We start from the raw sequence: 18,850 nt of genomic DNA, 5'->3' as shown, positions 1-18,850 counted from the left end.
AGCCGGTCAGAACGCCCGGCTGCGGTGGTTCCAGACGAAGTCGAAGTGCGAGTTGTACTGCGCCCACACCGACGCGCGCGGGATCTTGATGGTGACCTCGTCGTTGAGGAAAGACAGCCCGGACCAGTTGTCGGACCCGGTCCACACGACCTTCTGCTGCTTCCCGGCCCACTTGCCGTTGAGCGACATCCACTTCTCGTGGGTGAAGCGGTCCCAGGCGGTGTCGCCGAACCCCGTAGCCGGGTTGTTGTCGAGGTCGATGTCGGCGCTGCGGATCGCCACGCCCCCGCTCTTCAGGGCCTGCTTCACGTCGCGGCTGGCCCCGCTGAGGATGGCCTTGATGTTGCAGCCCTTGCGCTGCAGGTCGGCCACCCGCCGGGCCAGGAAGAGGCCGCGGTCGCCGACCCAGGCGTACATGATCACGCGGATCTGCGTCCCGCCGGCACACGACACCTGGCGCAGCCTCCTGGCGACGGGGTCCTTCGCACCGCGCGCCACGACCGCGCCGAACTCGGAGACCAGGTCGCCGTGCTTGTACTTGCGGTAGACCTTCTTGACCCGCCGGTCCTGTGCGAGCTGGTGGTGGATGAAGGAGTAGTCACGGAACATCCCGGACCGGTCCGCCTGGGTGAACAGGTCGTTGAAGTGCGTCCGGGCGGCGTACCGCGAGATGTTCGTGGAGCCCACCATGGTGACGTTCTTCGTCTCACCGGTCTCGGAGAACAGGTAGAACTTCATGTGCTGGTTGCCGGCGCCCTTGCGACACGACTGGAAGCAGACCTTGAGATAGCTCGGCTCCGGGTGCTTGGTCTCGCCCTTGGCCTTGTCGCGCGGGTTGCAGGCGTCCTTGAAGTGCGGCTCGATGTTGGAGCCCAGCACGTTGCGCAGCCGCTTGGTCGTCCGGGAGATGAAGTTGTCGTTGATGACCATCTGGACGGACACGTTGCGCTGCTTGCAGGCCTTGATGAGCGCGTTGGTGATGTCCTTGCGGCTGTGGGAGTACGTCGCGATCCGGATGACCGAGCCCTTCTTGGCGCTCTCGATCGACTTCCGGATGTGGATCATTGACGTGTTCTCCGCGGCACGGTCGCCCGCCGGGTCGTTGAACCGGGCCCCGCTGTTGGGCGTGTAGGCGTAGGCAGCGCCCGCCCCCAGTCCGGTGAAGATGATCAGCAGGCTGAGCAGCGCAAGGCCGGTCTTCTTGCTCACGAGATGGATCCCCCGGGGGGTGTTGGTGCGGCCCCGGGTCCGGAGCCACGTCGTACAAAACGGACCGCAAGACGATAACCCACGCACACCCCAAGGGCCGATTCCTGACCACCGCGGCCTTGCTCACAGGCGGCGGGTGTTCCGCTTCCAGAGCCTCTCGAAGTGGTTGGCGTAGACCTTGTGCGCGCCCCGCCGCGGGATCGTGACGGTCACCTCGTCGTTGACCTCGGACTTGTCGGACCAGTTCTCCGAGCCGGTCCAGACGACCCGCAGCGGCGCGCCGGCGTACGTCCCGTTCAGCGACATCCACTTCTCGTGGGTGAAGTGCTCCCAGGGCGTCTCGTCGAAGCCGGTCTCCTTGTTGTGGTCGGTGTCAAGGTCGGCGCTGCGCATCTGCACCCCGCCCCGGCGGAGGATCTTCTTCACCCGGGAGCCCGCGCCGCTCAGGATCACCCGGACCACACAGCCGGCGCGGTCGAGCTGCGCGGACTTCTGGGCGAGGTACTGGCCGCGGTCGCCCACCCAGGCGTACATCATCACCCGGATGACGGTGCGTCCGTGCTGGCCGTAGCCGGCCGGCGCGCGGCAGTCGACCTGGTTGAGCCGGAGCCAGACCGGGTCGTTCTCCTTGTTGATCCGCGGGACGATCGCACCGAACTCCGAGGTGATGTCGCCGTCGACGACGAGCACGTGCGGCTCGACCACCGGCACGTCCAACGCCAGCTCACGGAAGATGTTGCTGTAGGCCTGGTAGGAGATCGGCCGGTTGTTCATCGTGAACAGGTCGTTCCAGTGCGTGCGCGCGGCGTACCCGGTCAGGTTCGTCGACCCGACCATGACGACGTCGCGGGCGGTCCCGGTCTGCGAGAACAGGAAGAACTTCATGTGCTGGTTGCCGAGCGGCCGGTTGAGCCGACAGGCGCCGCCGCAGATCTTCACGAAGCTGGGGTAGGGCCACGGCTGCGCGAACTTCTTCGGGTCGCGCGGATGGCAACCGTCGTCGAAGTGCGGGTCGATGTTGGTGCCGAACTTGCTGCGCATGGTGCGCGTCTGGCCCGACGTCCAGTTGTCGTTGAGCACCAGCTGGATCGCGACCTTGCGGTTGCAGGCCTTCAGCAGGGCCTTGGTGACGTCCTCGCGGTCGAGCGAGTACGTCGCGATCCGGATCAGCGAGTGCCTCGGCGCGTGGTTGATCGCGCGTCGGACGTGCACCATCGTGCGGTCCTGTGACGCGCGGCTGCCCATCGGGTTGTTGAACATGGGTCCGGTGTCCGGCTCCCAGGCCTGGGCCGAGACCGTGCCGCCGCCGAGCAGCACCACCGTCGCCAGGACGACGACCAACAGCTTTCTGAACAAGTCCACCCACCCCGAGGAACCGGGACGCCCATCGACCGGGCGTCGCAAGACACACCCCGCCAAGGTAAAGGGTCGCGCGTCGGTTCGGGCGCGATTCGCCCATCTTGCGGACGTGTCTTCCAGCACGCCCCGGACGGTGACGGGTACGCCGAGGGGGTGACGAGCCACGAAGGACCCGTAGACTCGAACGCTGACCCAGCACGGGGCCAGACCAGGAGGACATGGATGGGACTGCTGGACCGGATCACCGGCCCGCGCGACCTGCGCGACCTCGCCGACGAGGAGCTGGAGGGGCTCGCGGTCGAGATCCGTGACCGGCTCGTCACCACCTGCTCCCCGCGGGGCGGTCACCTCGGACCCAACCTCGGGGTGGTCGAGCTCACCATCGCCGTCCACCGGGTCTTCGACTCCCCGCACGACCGGGTGATCTTCGACACCGGCCACCAGGCCTACGTCCACAAGATGCTCACCGGGCGCGCGGGCGACTTCGACTCGCTCCGCCAGGAGGGCGGTCTCTCCGGCTACCCGAGCCAGTCCGAGTCGTCGCACGACATCGTCGAGAACTCCCACGCGTCCACCGCGCTGTCCTACGCCGACGGGCTCGCCAAGGCCTATGCCATCCGCGGCGACAACCGCTTCGTCGTCGCCCTCATCGGCGACGGCGCCCTTACCGGCGGGATGGCCTGGGAGGCGCTCAACAACATCGCCGCGGGTCAGGACCGCAAGCTGGTCATCGTCGTCAACGACAACGGCCGCTCCTACACCCCGACGGTCGGGGGGCTGGCCACGCACCTCGCCGCGCTGCGCACCAACCCGCGCTACGAGCAGGTCCTCGACCTGGTCAAGAAGCGCCTCAACGGTGTCCGCGGCGTGGGCCCCGCCGTTTACGACGCGCTGCACGCCATCAAGAAGGGCATGAAGGACGCACTCGCGCCGCAGGGCCTCTTCGAGGACCTCGGGCTGAAGTACGTCGGTCCCATCGACGGCCACGACCGGCTCGCCGTCGAGCAGGCTCTCGCCCAGGCGAAGCGGTTCGAGGGTCCGGTGATCGTGCACGCCATGACCCGCAAGGGCTTCGGCTACGACGCGGCCGAGCGACACGAGGCCGACCAGTTCCACTCGCCCGGTCCGTTCAACGTGGAGACCGGCGAGGAGAACCCGAGGGGCCGGATCTGGACCGATGTCTTCGCCGACGAGATGGTGTCCCTCGGTGGCGAGCGCCAGGACCTGGTCGGTATCACCGCGGCGATGCTGCACCCCGTCGGCCTGCACCTGTTCGCGGCGAAGTACCCCGAGCGCACCTTCGACGTCGGCATCGCGGAGCAGCACGCCGCCACGTCCGCGGCCGGGCTCGCCATGGGCGGCCTGCACCCGGTCGTCGCGGTCTACGCCACCTTCCTCAACCGGGCCTTCGACCAGGTGCTGATGGACGTGGCGCTGCACAGGTGCGGCGTCACCTTCGTGCTTGACCGGGCCGGCGTCACCGGCGACGACGGGGCCAGCCACAACGGCATGTGGGACATGTCGGTGCTGCAGGTGGTGCCTGGGCTCCGGATCGCCGCCCCGCGCGACGCGGCGACCCTGCGCGAGCTGCTCCGCGAGGCGGTGCAGGTCGACGACGCGCCGACCGTCGTACGGTTCCCCAAGGGTCCTCCCAACGACGACGTGCCCGCGCTCGGCAAGGCCGGCGGTTGCGACGTGCTGGTGCGCAACGGTGCGAAGGACGTGCTGATCGTCGGCATCGGGTCGATGGCGTCGGTCTCCGTCGACGTGGCCGGGCGGCTCGCAGCGCAGGGCATCGGCGTGACCGTCGTCGACCCGCGCTGGGTCAAGCCGGTCGACCCCGCACTCGTCGAGCTCGCCCGCGAACACCGGCTGGTCGTCAGCGTCGAGGACAACGGCATCGTCGGCGGCTGTGGGTCGGTGCTGCTCCAGACGCTCAACGCCGCCCGGGTGCAGACCCCGGTGCGGCTGCACGGCATCCCGCAGGAGTTCCTCGACCACGCCAAGCGCGGCGTCATCCTCGAGCGCATCGGCCTCGACGCGCAGTCCCTGGCCCGCACGATCATCGAGGAGGTCGCCGAGGGCAGCGGCGCGCACGCCCTTCCCGGCGATGTCGAGCGCGAGGACACCCCTCGGTCCGTCGACTCCTGAGGGGGTTTGCCAACGCACCCCGGGGCCCTAAGGTGCCGAGCATGAACCTGTTCCGCACGAAGTCCGTCGAGCAGTCCATCGCCGACACCGACGAGCCGGAGCACCGGCTGAAGAAGAACCTCGGATCCCTGGACCTCGTGGTCTTCGGTGTGGGTGTCACGATCGGCGGCGGTCTGTTCGTGCTCACCGGCACGGCCGCCAACCAGTTCGCGGGACCGGCGATCTCGATCTCGTTCGTGATCGCCGCGGTGGCCTGTGGACTGGCTGCGCTCTGCTACGCCGAGTTCGCCTCGACGGTGCCGGTGGCCGGAAGCGCCTACACGTTCTCCTACGCCACCGTGGGCGAGCTGCTGGCGTGGATCATCGGCTGGGACCTGATGCTCGAGTTCATCGTCGGCGCGGCGGCGGTGGCCGGCGGCTGGTCCGGCTACCTCGCCAACATCCTGGAGGGAACCCCACTGGAGATCCCGGCCTCGCTGGCCAGCGCCTCCGACGGGGTGATCAACCTGCCGGCCGGTCTGCTGGTGCTCGCGCTCACCGCGGTGCTGGTGCTGGGGATCAAGCTCTCCAGCCGGGTCAACCAGGTGGCCGTCGCGATCAAGGTCGGTGTCTCCCTGCTGTTCATCGTGGCCGGCCTGTTCTTCGTCAAGGCCTCGAACCTCTCGCCGTTCATCCCGCCCAGCGAGCCCTCCGGTGCCGGGACCAGCGGCCTCAATCAGCCGCTCGTCGAGATCCTCTTCGGCCTGGAGCCGCTCACCTACGGCTGGGGCGGCATCATCACGGGCGCCGCCGTCGTGTTCTTCGCGTTCATCGGCTTCGACGTGGTGGCGACCACCGCTGAGGAGACCGTCGACCCGGCCAAGAACGTGCCGGTCGGCATCTTCGGCTCACTCGCGATCTGCACCCTGCTCTACTTCGCGGTCTCCGTGGTGCTCACCGGGATGCAGAACTTCCGGGACATCAGCCCCGACGACGCCGCCCCGCTCTCCACCGCGTTCACCAACGTGGGCCAGGACGGCATCGCCGACGTGATCGCGATCGGGGCCGCGATCGGCATCGTCGTCGTGGTCATGATCCTGCTGCTGGGGCAGAGTCGCGTCGCGTTCGCGATGGCCCGCGACGGGTTGCTGCCCCGCGTGTTCGCGAAGGTGCACCCGACGTACCGCACCCCCCACGTCATCACGATCACGGTCGGTGTTGTGGTGGCCGTGCTGGCCAGCTTCACCTCGATCGACGTGCTGGCCGAGCTGGTCAACGTGGGCACGCTGTTCGCGTTCATCCTGGTCAGCCTCGGGGTGGTGTTCCTGCGCCGGAGCCGACCCGACCTGCCCAGGGCGTTCCGGGTGCCGTTCGTGCCCGTGCTGCCGATCGTGGCCGCGTTGATCTGCTTCTACCTGATGCTCAACCTGGCGCTCGAGACGTGGATCCGGTTCGTGGTGTGGATGGCAATCGGGCTGGTCATCTACTTCGCGTACGGCTACCGCAACAGCCGGCTCGGGAAGGAGCGGGCTGAGACAAAGGCCTGAGGGCCCCCTCTGGGTCAGTGCGCCGGGTCGCCGCCGGCGGTCACGATGTCCGTCGCTGCGACGTCCCGGAACGACGAGACGACCGAGCAGGCGTCGTCGCTCACGTCGCAGGTCAGCACGTCGCCGGTCACGCGCGCGCCGCGGCGGTCGCTCACCGCGAGCACCGTCGCCATGTCGTCGCCCACCCAGTCATAGGCGACCACGTCGCGGTAGCCGTCGACGGTGGGGGTTACGTCCAGCCCGTCGTCCGCCGCGTAAATCGCCATCGTGCCGTGCTCGTCGGCGGCGAGCAGCCTGCCGTCCGGCGAGAGGGCGCCGGTGCCGGCGGCGGCCAGCGCGACACCCTCGGGGTCGGGACGCTGACCGACGGCGATGCCCGGACGCCGGTTGCCCGGGCGGGTCCCGTCGACGGTGTAGGCGAGGGCGCCGTACGCCACGTCGACGATCTCGGCCGCGGTGCCGGGCTCCGCGCCGGCGAGCGCGGCCTCCGTGTCGGAGGGCACGTCGTAGCGGACCAGGTCGCCGTCTCGGCGCAGATAGACCGACCCGTCGTCGACGGCGAACACTTCCGTGCCCAGGTCCCCGGCCGCGCGGGCGGGCCCCGCCGCGTCGTCGTCGAGGCGGGCCAGCTCTGCGCGCCGCATCGTGCTGTGCACGACGTACTGCGGGTGGCCGTCCTCGGCCGTCTCCACCCAGGCGACCAGGGACCCCTGGTCGTCCGCGCGGAGCCGGTGCCCCTCGGCGCGACCGATCTCGACGGTGGTGACGCCGTCGTAGTGCCAGACCCGCCCGTCGCGGGTCGTGTAGACGATGCCGCCGTCGGTCTGCACCAGGGAAGCCACCGGACGACCCACGTCGAAGGTGTGGCCACCCACGTGGACGCTCGATCCGACCGCGTAGGTCGCGGCCCGGTGCCGGAAGGAGAGTCCCCCGGCCGTCGGGTCGTGGCTGCCGCCGACCAGCAGCGGCACGCTCGACGCGCCGGCGACGACGGCGCCGGCCAGCACGGCGGCCACCAGGCCGTGGCGGACGCGCTGCCTGCGCACCCGTCGGTCGCCCTCGCTGATGATCTCGTCGACGTCGACCTCAGCGGCCGCCGCGTCGGCGTGGTCGTGCATCACCCTGGTGAGCAGGCCGGTCATCTGGTCACCACCAGCGCCTCGAGGGGGAGCAGGTCGGCGTCGCGACCCAGCTCCTGCCGGAGCTTCTTGATCGCCTGGGCGACCTGGCTCTTCACGGTGCCAACGGCGCAACCCATGGCGGCCGCCGTCTGCGCCTCCGTGAGGTCCTCGTAGTAGCGAAGCACGACGGCGGCACGCTGTCGCGGGGGGAGCTGCTGGAGCGCGGTCCACACCCAGTCGCGGAGGGCCACGTCGTCGTCCTCGCCGGTGGCACCCGGGCGCGGGCGGTCGGGGAGGTCGTCCTGCGGCTGCTCGTGCCAGGACCGGCGTCGGCGCCACGAGATCGCCGTCGTGGTGATCGCCCGCCGCGTGTAGGCCTCGGCGTTGGCGACCTGGCGCAGCCGCGGCCAGGCGAGGTACGTCTTGGTCAGCGCCTCCTGGAGGAGGTCCTGGGCGAGGGCGTGCTCGCCGACCATGAGGTACGCCGTGCGGTGCAGCGCCGCGGACCGTGCCGCGACGAACTCCGCGAAGGCGCTGGCGTCCCTCTTGCCCATCGAGCTCCTGTCCAGGTTTCGGTCGTCGTCCGACTCGCCTGCACCTTAGTGGAGTCGGTCCTCAGGAGGCGGGTCGACGGATCGGGAGCCGCACCCGCATGACCGTGCGGCCCGGCTCCGAGTCGACCTGGATCGACCCGGCGTGCCGCTCGACGACAACCCGACGGGCGATGTCCAGGCCCAGCCCGGCGCCCTGTCCGACGTCCTTGGTCGTGAAGAACGCCTCGAAGGCGCGGGCCTGGACCTCCTCTGACATTCCCGGACCGGTGTCGACGACCTCGACCACCACGTCGTCGCCCTCGACCCGGGTGCCGATATGCAGCTCTCCCGAGCCCGCCATCGCGTCCACCGCGTTGTCGATCAGGTTGGTCCACACCTGGTTGAGCTCTCCGGGATAGGCCTCGATGAGCTGCCCGGCCGTCCCGTAGTCCCGGGTCACGGTGACCCCGTCGCGCAGCTTGTGGCCGAGGACCACGAGGGTGCTCTCGATGCCTTCCTCAACGTCGACGTCGCGGGTGGTGGCACGGTCGACCTGCGAGTAGGAGCGCACGGCGGCGACCAGCTCGGAGATCCGGTGCACCGACTCCTTCGTCTCCGCCAGCAGGGACCCGACCTCCTGGGTGTGCGCGACCCAGGCCAGCCCCGGAGCCAGCGCCGCCACCGGCACCTCGGCGGCCACCCGCTCGCACCAGACGACGTCGGCCCCGGCCGCGACGAGCTTGGCGGCGAGGACCCAGGCGTCGGGGACGGCGTGCTGGGTGAGCCAGGACGAGACGTCCTGCTCGCGGTCGGCCTGCACCAGGGGGCTCGGCGGGACGGACGGCGCGTGGAGCTCGGCGCGCAGCTCGTCGAGGGCGACGAACCGGTCGGCGGCGAGGCCGGAGGCGGCCAGGGCGCGCAACGAGGCGAGCACTGCTGCGCCGGCGTCCTGGACCGCGTCGACGGACCGGCTCGCGGCCGAGGCGGGGTTGTTGATCTCGTGGGCGAGCCCGGCCGCGAGCGTGCCCAGGGTCAGCAGTGAGCCGTGCTGGCGGGCGGTCGACTCGATCGAGCGGGCGGTGTGGAACAGGCCGGCGATGAGGTGGCCCCCGAGGGGGAACCAGCTGTCGGTCAGCGCGCGCAGCCGGTCGGCGGGGATTCGAAGCGCGCGCCCGGGGGCGACACCGCGGCCCGTCGCGAGGTAGACGCCGTGCTCGTCCCAGGCCACGAAACCGCCCGCCCAGCGGCCCGGGACGTTCATCTGTGCGACGACCTCCTCCCGCGGTCCGGTCCGTCGCAGGAGGTCGACGGCGCCGTCGACCAGGACCCACCAGTGCGCGGCCGGCTCGCCCTCGACGAAGAGATCGACCCCCGGCGTGATGTCGACGAGGTCGCCCTCCGCGAGAAGCTCGCGGAGCTGGTCGTCGGCCAGCTTCTCGAAGAGCGGCAACCGCCGCAGGTCCACGAGGTCCATCACATCGTGGTCAGGTATCGGTGCACCAGGTGCACGGCCATCGCTCCCTCGCCGACGGCCGAGGCCACCCGCTTCATGGAGTCGAGCCGGACGTCGCCGGCGGCGAACACGCCCGGCAGGCTCGTCTCCAGGGCGAAGGGCGCGCGAGCCAGCGGCCATCGGTCCAGGCCGGCGGCGGGCCGCAGGTCCGGTCCGGTCACCACGAACCCGTGGGCGTCGCGGGCGACGTCTGCACCCATCCAGTCGGTCCTGGGGGCCGCGCCGATGAAGACGAACAGCCAGTCCGCATCCACCTCCTCGCTGTCGCCCGAGCGCCGGTCGCGGAGCAGCAGCCCCTGCAGGTGCCCGTCACCACGGCAGGCCGTCACCTCGGTGCGCAGCCGGACCTCGACGTTCGCGGCCGCCTCGATGCGCGCTACGAGGTAGCGGGACATGGTGGCCTCGAGGGTGTCACCGCGAGCCAGCAGGACGACGCGCTTGGCGTACGTCGCCAGGTTCAGCACCGCCTGCCCGGCGGAGTTGGCGGCGCCCACGACGTACACGTCCTCGCCGTCGCACTGCGCCGCCTCGGACGCACCGGCGCCGTAGTAGACGCCGCGTCCGGTCAGCTCGGCCAACCCGTCCGCCTCGAGTCGTCGGTAGGACACGCCCGTGGCCACCACCACCGACCGAGCCTCGACCGCGTCGCCGCCGGCGAGCTCCACCGCCCGCACCGGACCGCGCTGCTCCAGGCCGACCACGTCACGGGCCAGCACCAGCTCCGCCCCGAACCGGCGGGCCTGGGTGAGGGCGCGCTGGGCCAGGTCGGAGCCGCTCAGGCCGCGCGGGAACCCCAGGTAGTTCTCGATCGAGGCGCTCTGACCGGCCTGCCCGCCCGGGCCCTCGCGCTCGACGACGAGGGTGCTGAGCCCCTCGGACGCGGCGTACACCGCCGCGGCGAGCCCCGCCGGCCCGCCGCCGACGATGCACACGTCGTAGAGCGGCTGGCGGGCAGCCGTGTTCAGGCCGAGCGAGCCGGCGAGGCTCAGGGTGGTGGGCGCGCGGAGCGCGTCACCCGTCGGCAACAGGACCAGCGGGAGGTCGCCGGGCTGCGCGCCCGCGAGTCGGCGCAGCCGTTCACCCTCGGCGTCGCGCTCGACCTCGTACCAGTGATAGGGCACATGGTTGCGGGCCAGGAACAGCTTCAGCTCGTGGCTGCGCTCGGACCAGCGATGCCCGACGACCCGAACGTCGGAGGTGTGGTCGGGGTGTCCCTGCCGCCAGTCGTCCAGGAGCTCGTCGACCACGGGGTACAGGCGCTGCTCGGGTGGGTCCCAGGGCTTGAGCAGGTAGTAGTCCAGGCCGATCGCGTTGATGGCGGTGATGGCCACCTCGGTGTCGGCGTAGGCGGTGAGCAGAAGCTGCTTCGCGTCCGGTGCGTGCGGCCGCGCCTGCTCGAGCAGCTCCGTGCCCGTCATCTGCGGCATCCGCTGGTCGGTGACGATCAGCGCGACGGGATCGTCGCGCAGGGCCAGCTCCCCGAGCACGCCGAGTGCCTCCGCGCCGCTCGTCGTCCGCACGACGCGGTAGTCCGTGCCGTAGCGAGCGAGCAGGTCCCGGGTGATGGCCGCCGAGACCTGCGGGTCGTCGTCGACCGTGAGGATGGTCGGTCTGCTCATGCGGCCTCTCGACGCTCTCGGGAGGGTCTCATTGCCCGGCAGCATAGACCCGGGCGGCTAGGCCTTGAGGTGCTTGAGCGCCTCACGCTTCGAGAGGCCCGACAGCCTGGCGTCGTGGTCGGTCACGAAGGTCCGCACCCAGCCGGGGTCCGTCCGCGCGTGCTGGCGCAGCGCCCAGCCCACGGCCTTGCGGATGAAGAACTCCCGGCCGTGGAGTGAGCCCTCGAGGTTCTCGGTGAGCGCGTGCCGGAGCAGGTCGGTGTCGGTGCGGTCCTTGTGGTTGAGCTGGCAGAGCACCGCCGTACGTCGAAGCCACAGGTCGTCGTCGACCGCCCAGGCCCGCATCCGGGGCGTGACCCGCGCCCGGTCCGCGGCGAGGATGTCGCCGACGAGCCGACTCGCGACATGGTCGACGACGTCCCACCAGGCGCCCGTGACGACCAGGTGCCGGTAGAGGTCGAGGGTCTCGACGTCCTGGTGGCCGCGGTAGAGCCGATGACCGGCCACGGCCAGCGCGGCGTACCACTCCTCGCGGTACTCCGCCTCGTCCCACAGCCGCCGGACGGCCCGCTCCCAGGCGTCCCGGTCCGGCAACGGGTGGGCGGGGACGACCTGCCTGGTGATCCCTCGCAGCGGGACGGACGGGACGCCCCGGAAGGGCAACGCGGACTTCATGTACGCCTGCATCTGCGGCGCCCGGGAAGGGTCGCCCGCCTCGGCGATCCTGCGTCGGAGGTCGTCCACCAGATCGGGCATAGTGAGCACCGTACGTGCGTTGGAGGTGACGACGGGGCGGGCAGAGACCAGGGAGGTGGCATGGCGGAGAGGTCCGGAGCGCGCACGGTGCACATCGTCGACGACGTGCCCGAGCTGGCCGAGCTGCGCGTGGCGGGAGTCGGCCCGGTGCTGCTGCACACGCTCGACGGGTTCCTCGACGCCGGCAACGCGGGCTCACTCGCGGCGCAGCACCTGCTGACCACCGAGCCCGGCCGGGTGGTCGCCAGCTTCGACGTCGACTCGTTCTTCGACTACCGCGCCCGCCGGCCGCCGATGACGTTCGTCGAGGACCACTACGAGGACTACGACCCGCCGCGGCTGGTCGTCCGCGTCATGCGTGACGCCCTCGGCACGCCGTACCTCCTGCTGCACGGGCCCGAGCCCGACACGCGTTGGGAGGGCTTCGCCGCCGGTGTCCGCGAGGTCGTCGAGCACTTCGGGGTGCGGCTGACCGTCTCCCTCGGATCGGTGCCGATGGCGGTGCCGCACACCCGTCCGGTGATGCTGACCAACCACGGCACGTCACGCGACCTGCTGGTGCAGGAGAACGTCTGGCGTGGTCAGATCCGGATCCCGGCGAGCGCGCAGTCACTTCTCGAGCTGCGACTGGGGGAGTGGGGCCACCCCGCGATGGGGTTCGTGGCGCACATCCCGCACTACGTCGCCCAGTTCGACTACCCCAGCGCCGCCGCCACGATGCTCGAGTCGGTCGAGGTGGTCACCGGACTCGAGTGGGACCTCAGCCCGCTGGAGTCGGCGGGCGAGGCCCGGATGGCCGAGATCGCCGCGCAGATCGAGGACTCCGCCGAGGTGCTCGACGTGGTCAGCGGGCTCGAGCAGCAGTACGACGCCTTCCACCGGCCGGCCGGCCCCGGGTCCGAGGACACCGCGCTGCCGCTCGCCGAGGAGCGGAACCTGCCCACCGGCGAGGAGCTCGGCGCCGAGTTCGAGCGCTTCCTCGCCGGTCTCGACCGTCGCGACGACGACTGACAGACACCCGACTCAAGGGAGCCCGCCCCCGTGCCCAGTTCCGCCGAGCAGCTCGTCGAGCTGCTCGACCTCGAGACCATCGACGTCAACCTCTTCCGCGGCACCCAGCCCGACACCATCTTGCAGCGGGTGTTCGGCGGCCAGGTCGCCGCGCAGGCGCTGGTGGCCGGGGTGCGCACCGTCGAGCCGACGCGGTCGGTGCACTCCCTGCACAGCTACTTCCTGCGGCCGGGCGACCCCGCCGTCCCGATCGTGTACGACGTCGAGCGGATCCGGGACGGGAAGTCGTTCTCGACCCGCCGGGTCGTCGCACGGCAGCACGGCAGGCCGATCTTCTTCATGACGCTGTCGCTGCAGGTGCCGGAGGACGGCCTCGAGCACCAGGACGCCATGCCCGACGTGCCGCCGCCGGACGAACTTCCCGACCTCGGGAAGCTGCTCGCGGCACGCTCCCACGACGGAGCCGACGAGTGGCTCAAGGAGTGGTCGGCACTCGAGCTGCGCTACGTCGGCGACTCCGGTCCGCGAGGTGGCAACCTGCCTGCGGACGAACGGCCGGCGCAGTCGCGACAGTGGATCCGGGTCCGCGGAACCCTCGACGACGACCCGGTCACCCACCAGGCTGCGTTCGCGTACGCCAGCGACCTGACCATCCTCGGGGCGACCCTGGTGCCGCACGGGATCCATGTCGGGCACCCGACGATCCAGTCCGCCTCCCTGGACCACACGATCTGGTTCCACCGGCCGTTCCGTGCCGACGAGTGGCTGCTCTACGACCAGGTCTCGCCCTCCGCGTCGGGCGCCCGGGGCCTCGGGATCGGCCGTGTCTTCACCGAGGACGGCCGGCTGGTGGCCAGCGTCGCCCAGGAAGGTCTGATCCGGCCGCGCGGCTGACGGGAAAGTTTCTGGTCGCCCCACGCCTGAACCACAAGCGTGTAACACAGAATCCGCGAACTTCGCGGTACTGACACGCCGAGAATGTGGTTACATCTGAGCGTTCCTGTGGTTCTGGGGAAGCAGTGGGACGCCTGGGAAGAGGCGTCGCTCTGGCAGGCCCGCAGGCCGATCGTCCTGGGAGGAGACCGGATGCGCACGTCCAACCGTGCCGGAGCACGCGCAGCACGCTGGGCCGGAGCGGTGCTCGGCGGGTTCGGCGTCGTCGTGACGGCCGCGGCGCCGTCGTACGCCGCCCCGGTCCCCGACTACGAGATGCCGTTCGCGTGCGGGCAGGTCTGGGAGGGCAGCACCCGCGCGAGCCACAGCCCCAGCGTCTACTCCGCCGACTTCAACCGGGTGCCGGACTTCGGTGAGCCCGCGCTGGCCGCGGCCGCCGGCGTGGTGAGCCGGGTCGAGGACCTGGGCAGCCGCAGCTACGGCAGGTACGTCATCGTCGACCACGGCAACGGCGACACCACGCTCTACGCGCACATGGACGCCACCTGGGTGCAGCCCGGCCAGCGCGTCGACCAGGGCGCGGTCCTCGGGCTCGTCGGCACGTCGGGTGGCTCGTCAGGCCCGCACCTGCACTTCGAGGAGCGGCTGAGCAACCGGGTGCAGCGGCCGTTCTTCCACCAGGCGGAGTTCGTGATGCCGAGGACGGAGGCCTCCCGCAACTGCGCGGACGCCCCGGTCGTCGGTGACTGGGACGGCAACGGCGTCGACGAGGTCGCGGTCTTCCGGCGCGCCAAGACGTCGAAGTTCCGCCTCGCGCAGACCGGCCAGGAGCCCGTGGTCGTCGGCTTCGGCCTGGGCACCGACCAGCCCGTGGTCGGGGACTGGGACGGCAACGGCGTCTCCGACGTCGGTGTACGACGCCAGAAGGGCAACCGGTTCTGGCTGCGGATGGCCGACGGCTCCACGCAGGTGGTCCGGTTCGGCTCCCGCCCCGACCAGGCCCTGACCGGTGACTGGGACGGCAACGGCACCACCGAGCTCGGGGTGTGGAAACCGGCCGCCGCGAAGTTCGTGCTCAGGCACGCCGACGGCAGCAAGTCGAAGGTGGTCCTCGGCAGCGTCGACGACCTCCCGGTGACAGGCGACTGGAACGGCGACCGGGTCACGGACCTCGGCGTCTTCGACCCCGGCACGGCGACCTTCACGCTGCGGACCGTGGGCCCGGACGGCGTCCCGGTGCTGACGCCGGTGCTCTTCGGGCTGTCCACGGACCTGCCGGTGACCGGGGACTGGGACGGCAACGGCATCACCGACGTCGGCATCTGGCGCCCGTCCACCGCGACCTACGAGCTGCGTGCCACACCCGCGGCCGCGCGCACCGCGACGGTGACAGCGACGAAGTTCGGCCGCCCCCGGGTTCGTTAGCGCGCGGGTGCGGCGCGGCCCAGCAGGTGGGGTGCGCCGTTCTTCGGGTTGGTCAGCGAGAACGCATAGCCGTCGCCCACCCTCGTCGTACCGAGGGCGACGGTGCCGGGCAGTAGGATCGGCTTCTTGAACGCCGCCTCGACCGTCACGGCGTCCGGCAGCCGGCCGTCGAGCGCGGCGAGACAGCGGGCCTTGCTCCACATTCCGTGGGCGATCTGCCGCGGGAACCCGAACGCCTTCGCGGTCAGACCGTAGAGGTGGATCGGGTTGTGGTCGCCCGACACAGAGGCGTACCGGCGGCCGAGGTCGCCGGGCAGCCGCCACTGGGCGCCGCCCGCCGGGACCTCCTCGAAGGTCCTGTCCGCGGCGGCCGCGGCACGGTCGCCGCCCCCGAGCCGCAGCAGGGTGGACGTGGACTGCCAGACCAGCTCACCGCCGCTGTGCACGTCGACGGTGATGTCGAAGACCCTGCCCTTCGCGTGGGGTCGCAGGCCGGCCGGTCGCGCGGTGATCTGCAGCGACTCGTCGGGGGAGATCGGCCGGTGTTGGGTGATGGCGTTCTCGAGGTGCACGATGCCGATCGCCGGGAACGGGAACGACCGGTCGGTCATGATCGCCATATGCAGGGGGAACGCCAGCACGTGCGGGTAGGTGACCGGCAGTGTCTCCTTCAGCGGGAAGCCGCACACCTCGGCGTACGCCGCGACGTGGGACCGGTCGACCGGCACGTCGTGGCGGGTCAGCACCAGGTCCGGCAGCTCCGAGCCCGACCTCCGCACGCCGGGCACCTGGTTCAGCACCGGCACGGCCGGCAGCGCGGCGCGCAGCATCATCGGCAGGGTCGCCGGCGGCTTGTCGAGGACGCGGGGCTCGGGGTGCGGCGCGCTCACCGGCTCAGGCCCCCAGCATCATCTGGCCGCAGACCCGGACCACGTTGCCGTTGACGGCGGTCGAGGCGGGGTTGGCGTACCAGGCGATCGTCTCCGCCACGTCGACCGGGAGCCCGCCCTGGGACAGGGAGTTGAGCCGGCGGCCCACCTCCCGGGTGGCGAACGGCACCGCGGCCGTCATCTTGGTCTCGATGAAGCCGGGGGCCACCGCGTTCACGGTGATGCCGTCGTCGAGGTCGTCGGCGAGGCTGTCGACGAACCCGATCACACCCGCCTTGGACGCGGCGTAGTTGGTCTGGCCGAGGTTGCCGGCGATGCCCGCGATCGAGGCGACGCCGACGATCCGGCCGTTGGGACGGACCAGCTTCTGCTTCAGCAGCTCCGTGGTGATCCGCTCCGGCGCGGTCAGGTTCACCGCGATCGTGGAGGCGAACCCGTCGGCCTTCATGTTGGCGAGCTTCTTGTCGCGGGTGATGCCGGCGTTGTGCACCACGATGTCCACCCCGCCGAACTTCTCCTTGACGTGCTGGGCGATCCGCTGCGGCGCGTCCTTGCCGGTGATGTCGAGGGTGAGGTGGTCGCCGTCCAGTTCGTTGGTCACCGCGTGCAGCTCGCTGGCGGCCTGCGGTACGTCGATGCCAAGCACAGTTGCGCCGTCGCGGTGCAGCACGCGGGCGATCTGCTCGCCGATGCCGCGGCTGGCACCGGTGACGATGGCGACCTTGCCGTCGAGCGGGCGGGTCCAGTCGGTGACCTCCTCGGCGGCGTCGCTCGCGCCGTGGCGGCCGATGCGGACCACCTGGCCGGAGACGTAGGCGGACTTGGGGGAGAGCAGGAACCCGAGCGTCGACGCGAGCGCGGCGGGCTTCTCCTGGGACTCCGGGGCGACGTAGACCAGCTGGGCGGTGCCGCCGCGGCCGATCTCCTTGCCGAGCGAGCGGGTGAAGCCCTCGAGTGCCCGCTGCGCGACCCGTTCGGCGCCGTGCACGGACTCGGGCGGGGTGCCGAGGACGACCACGCGCGAGCAGCTGCCGAGGCTGCGCATCAGGGGCGTGAAGAACCGCTGCAGCTCGACCAGGCCCTCGCTGCTGGTGATGCCGGTGGCGTCGAAGACGAGGCCCTTGTACCTCGGCTCGCCCTCCGCGACCGGGGCTGCGTCCCGGACGTGCGCGACGCCGAGCGAGTCGAGCGCGGTGACCAGCGACTTCTCGAGGCGGCCGTCGCCTCCGAGCGCGACGGTGCCGTCGACCAGCGGTGCGCCCGCGGAGTAGCGCTCGAGGCGCACCGGGTTGGGCAGCCCGAGGTGCTTGGCCAGCAGCTGACCGACCGGGGTGTGGATCAGGGACTGGTACCTGTCGCTCATCGGACGCGTTCCTCCTGGGTTGTGCGTGGACGCTCAGTTGTAACCGGCGGTTCAACTCGGAGTCCACACTTCGTGACGTGGCCCTCACTGGGTTCCACTGCCCGCAGTTACCAGCCAGTATGGACCGGACGGCCACAATGTAGACAGGCCGGTGGTCCAGCACCGTGGAGGAGCCCGAGATGCAGAGCAGCACCCGTCGCGTCGCCGTCGTCGGCGGCAACCGGATCCCGTTCGCCCGCTCCAACACCGCCTACGCGCACGCGTCCAACCAGGACATGCTGACGGCCGCGATCGACGGGCTCGTGGCCCGGTTCGGCCTGCAGGGCGAGCGGGTCGGCGAGGTGGTGGCGGGCGCCGTCCTCAAGCACAGCCGCGACTTCAACCTCACCCGCGAGGCGGTCCTCGGCAGCCGGCTGGCGCCGGAGACTCCGGCGTACGACATCCAGCAGGCGTGCGACACCGGCATCCAGGCCGCCATCCAGGTCGCCAACAAGATCGCCCTCGGCGTCATCGACGTCGGCATCGCGGGCGGCGCCGACACCACCTCGGACGCCCCGATCGCGGTCAACGAGAAGCTCCGCAAGATCCTGCTGGAGGCCAACCGGGCCAAGACGCTGCAGGGCCGGCTCGCCGCGCTGACGAAGGTGCGGCCGGGTCACCTGGCGCCGTCGATCCCGCAGAACAGCGAGCCCCGCACCGGTCTGTCGATGGGGGAGTCCGCCGCGCTGACCGCGCTGGAGTGGAACATCGGTCGCGAGGAGCAGGACGAGCTCGCCGTCGCCTCGCACCACCACCTCGCCGCGGCGTACGACCGCGGCTTCCTCGACGACCTGGTCACGCCGTTCCAGGGTCTCGAGCGCGACCAGAACCTGCGCCCGGACTCCTCGGTCGAGAAGCTGGCGAAGCTCAAGCCGGTCTTCGGCCGGGGCGAGGCGGCGACGATGACCGCCGCGAACTCCACCCCGCTCACCGACGGTGCGTCCGTGGTGCTGCTGTGCTCGGAGGAGTACGCCGCGGCCAGGGACTGGGAGCCGCTGGCGTTCCTCACCTTCTACGAGACCGCCGCGGTCGACTACGTGCACGGCGGCGAGGGACTGCTGATGGCCCCGGCGTACGCGATGCCGCGGATGCTGGAGCGGGCCGGGCTCGGCCTGCAGGACTTCGACTTCTACGAGATCCACGAGGCGTTCGCCTCGCAGGTGCTGGCCACGCTCAAGGTGTGGGAGGACCCGGTGTTCTGCAAGGAGCGCCTCGGGCTCGACCAGCCCCTGGGTCCGATCGACCGGTCCAAGCTCAACGTGGTCGGCTCGTCGCTGGCCGCCGGGCACCCGTTCGCCGCCACCGGGGGCCGGATCGTGGCGACGCTGGCGAAGTTGCTCGCCGAGAAGGGCTCCGGCCGCGGCGTGATCTCCATCTGCGCCGCCGGCGGCCAGGGCGTCACGGCGATCCTCGAGCGCTGACCCACCGATATCGGTAGTCC

General features: G+C 71.0%; 15 protein-coding genes. 6 read left to right on the top strand and 9 right to left on the bottom strand.

What is annotated here, in order from left to right; translation table 11 throughout:
- Window positions 1–6: 6 nt before the first annotated feature.
- Both VFH10_RS02870 and VFH10_RS02865 read right to left on the bottom strand, forming a co-directional pair.
- Complete coding sequence (locus tag VFH10_RS02870) at window positions 7–1,209, bottom strand: phospholipase D-like domain-containing protein (RefSeq protein WP_325125740.1); 1,203 nt, start codon at window positions 1,207–1,209, stop codon at window positions 7–9.
- Window positions 1,210–1,332: 123 nt separating this feature from the next.
- Window positions 1,333–2,565: a phospholipase D-like domain-containing protein gene (locus VFH10_RS02865; RefSeq protein WP_325125739.1), complete on the bottom strand. Its 1,233-nt coding sequence runs from the start codon at window positions 2,563–2,565 to the stop codon at window positions 1,333–1,335.
- A gap of 225 nt (window positions 2,566–2,790) precedes the next feature.
- On the opposite strand from VFH10_RS02865, the gene dxs reads away from it, so the two are divergent.
- Window positions 2,791–4,719, top strand: a complete 1,929-nt coding sequence (gene dxs, locus VFH10_RS02860; RefSeq protein WP_325125738.1) for a 1-deoxy-D-xylulose-5-phosphate synthase — start codon at window positions 2,791–2,793, stop codon at window positions 4,717–4,719.
- 41 nt (window positions 4,720–4,760) lie between these two features.
- Window positions 4,761–6,245, top strand: coding sequence for an amino acid permease (locus tag VFH10_RS02855; RefSeq protein WP_325125737.1), 1,485 nt, complete (start codon window positions 4,761–4,763; stop codon window positions 6,243–6,245).
- 14 nt (window positions 6,246–6,259) lie between these two features.
- Here the strand turns inward: VFH10_RS02855 and VFH10_RS02850 are convergent, their stop codons facing one another.
- The 5 genes from VFH10_RS02850 to VFH10_RS02830 form a co-directional block, all read right to left on the bottom strand.
- On the bottom strand, window positions 6,260–7,387 hold the full coding sequence (locus VFH10_RS02850; protein ID WP_325125734.1) for a hypothetical protein: 1,128 nt from the start codon (window positions 7,385–7,387) through the stop codon (window positions 6,260–6,262).
- Complete coding sequence (locus tag VFH10_RS02845; protein ID WP_325125732.1) at window positions 7,384–7,920, bottom strand: SigE family RNA polymerase sigma factor; 537 nt, start codon at window positions 7,918–7,920, stop codon at window positions 7,384–7,386. Before VFH10_RS02845 ends, VFH10_RS02850 begins: the two co-directional genes overlap by 4 nt.
- Before the next feature lie 61 nt (window positions 7,921–7,981).
- Window positions 7,982–9,373, bottom strand: coding sequence for an ATP-binding protein (locus tag VFH10_RS02840; RefSeq protein ID WP_325125730.1), 1,392 nt, complete (start codon window positions 9,371–9,373; stop codon window positions 7,982–7,984).
- Window positions 9,373–11,031, bottom strand: a complete 1,659-nt coding sequence (locus tag VFH10_RS02835) for an FAD-dependent oxidoreductase (protein ID WP_325125728.1) — start codon at window positions 11,029–11,031, stop codon at window positions 9,373–9,375. The genes VFH10_RS02840 and VFH10_RS02835 overlap by 1 nt, the downstream gene beginning before the upstream one ends.
- Before the next feature lie 57 nt (window positions 11,032–11,088).
- Window positions 11,089–11,787: a DNA alkylation repair protein gene (locus VFH10_RS02830; RefSeq protein WP_325125726.1), complete on the bottom strand. Its 699-nt coding sequence runs from the start codon at window positions 11,785–11,787 to the stop codon at window positions 11,089–11,091.
- Window positions 11,788–11,847: 60 nt separating this feature from the next.
- Between VFH10_RS02830 and VFH10_RS02825 the strand changes: the two genes are divergently transcribed.
- From VFH10_RS02825 to VFH10_RS02815, 3 genes are all read left to right on the top strand, one after another.
- Window positions 11,848–12,798, top strand: coding sequence for a PAC2 family protein (locus VFH10_RS02825; RefSeq protein WP_325125725.1), 951 nt, complete (start codon window positions 11,848–11,850; stop codon window positions 12,796–12,798).
- A gap of 30 nt (window positions 12,799–12,828) precedes the next feature.
- Complete coding sequence (locus VFH10_RS02820) at window positions 12,829–13,692, top strand: acyl-CoA thioesterase II (RefSeq protein ID WP_325125723.1); 864 nt, start codon at window positions 12,829–12,831, stop codon at window positions 13,690–13,692.
- 192 nt (window positions 13,693–13,884) lie between these two features.
- Window positions 13,885–15,117, top strand: coding sequence for a M23 family metallopeptidase (locus VFH10_RS02815; RefSeq protein ID WP_325125721.1), 1,233 nt, complete (start codon window positions 13,885–13,887; stop codon window positions 15,115–15,117).
- Here VFH10_RS02815 and VFH10_RS02810 read toward each other — a convergent pair.
- A complete protein-coding gene (locus tag VFH10_RS02810; protein WP_325125719.1) occupies window positions 15,114–16,007 on the bottom strand; it encodes a MaoC family dehydratase in 894 nt (297 codons plus the stop codon). The genes VFH10_RS02815 and VFH10_RS02810 overlap by 4 nt on opposite strands.
- Window positions 16,008–16,011: 4 nt before the next feature.
- A complete protein-coding gene (locus VFH10_RS02805; RefSeq protein ID WP_325125717.1) occupies window positions 16,012–17,370 on the bottom strand; it encodes a 3-oxoacyl-ACP reductase in 1,359 nt (452 codons plus the stop codon).
- Window positions 17,371–17,549: 179 nt separating this feature from the next.
- Here VFH10_RS02805 and VFH10_RS02800 point away from each other — a divergent pair, with 179 nt between their 5' ends.
- A complete protein-coding gene (locus VFH10_RS02800) occupies window positions 17,550–18,830 on the top strand; it encodes an acetyl-CoA C-acetyltransferase (RefSeq protein WP_325125716.1) in 1,281 nt (426 codons plus the stop codon).
- Window positions 18,831–18,850 lie beyond the last annotated feature (20 nt).

Source organism: Nocardioides sp. (assembly GCF_035697785.1).
GTDB lineage: Bacteria > Actinomycetota > Actinomycetes > Propionibacteriales > Nocardioidaceae > Nocardioides_B.
The sequence above is the reverse complement of the archived record's forward strand: the minus strand, read 5'-3'. Positions and strand labels throughout refer to the sequence as shown.

What these genes read in the sequence shown, in the direction of transcription:
- VFH10_RS02835 (WP_325125728.1), bottom strand. Translation starts at nt 11,031, where the DNA reads ATGAGCAGACCGACCATCCTCACGGTCGACGACGACCCGCAGGTCTCG.
- VFH10_RS02805 (WP_325125717.1), bottom strand. Translation starts at nt 17,370, where the DNA reads ATGAGCGACAGGTACCAGTCCCTGATCCACACCCCGGTCGGTCAGCTG.
- VFH10_RS02830 (WP_325125726.1), bottom strand. Translation starts at nt 11,787, where the DNA reads ATGCCCGATCTGGTGGACGACCTCCGACGCAGGATCGCCGAGGCGGGC.
- VFH10_RS02850 (WP_325125734.1), bottom strand. Translation starts at nt 7,387, where the DNA reads ATGACCGGCCTGCTCACCAGGGTGATGCACGACCACGCCGACGCGGCG.
- VFH10_RS02800 (WP_325125716.1), top strand. Translation starts at nt 17,550, where the DNA reads ATGCAGAGCAGCACCCGTCGCGTCGCCGTCGTCGGCGGCAACCGGATC.
- VFH10_RS02815 (WP_325125721.1), top strand. Translation starts at nt 13,885, where the DNA reads ATGCGCACGTCCAACCGTGCCGGAGCACGCGCAGCACGCTGGGCCGGA.
- VFH10_RS02825 (WP_325125725.1), top strand. Translation starts at nt 11,848, where the DNA reads ATGGCGGAGAGGTCCGGAGCGCGCACGGTGCACATCGTCGACGACGTG.
- VFH10_RS02840 (WP_325125730.1), bottom strand. Translation starts at nt 9,373, where the DNA reads ATGGACCTCGTGGACCTGCGGCGGTTGCCGCTCTTCGAGAAGCTGGCC.
- VFH10_RS02855 (WP_325125737.1), top strand. Translation starts at nt 4,761, where the DNA reads ATGAACCTGTTCCGCACGAAGTCCGTCGAGCAGTCCATCGCCGACACC.
- VFH10_RS02845 (WP_325125732.1), bottom strand. Translation starts at nt 7,920, where the DNA reads ATGGGCAAGAGGGACGCCAGCGCCTTCGCGGAGTTCGTCGCGGCACGG.
- dxs (WP_325125738.1), top strand. Translation starts at nt 2,791, where the DNA reads ATGGGACTGCTGGACCGGATCACCGGCCCGCGCGACCTGCGCGACCTC.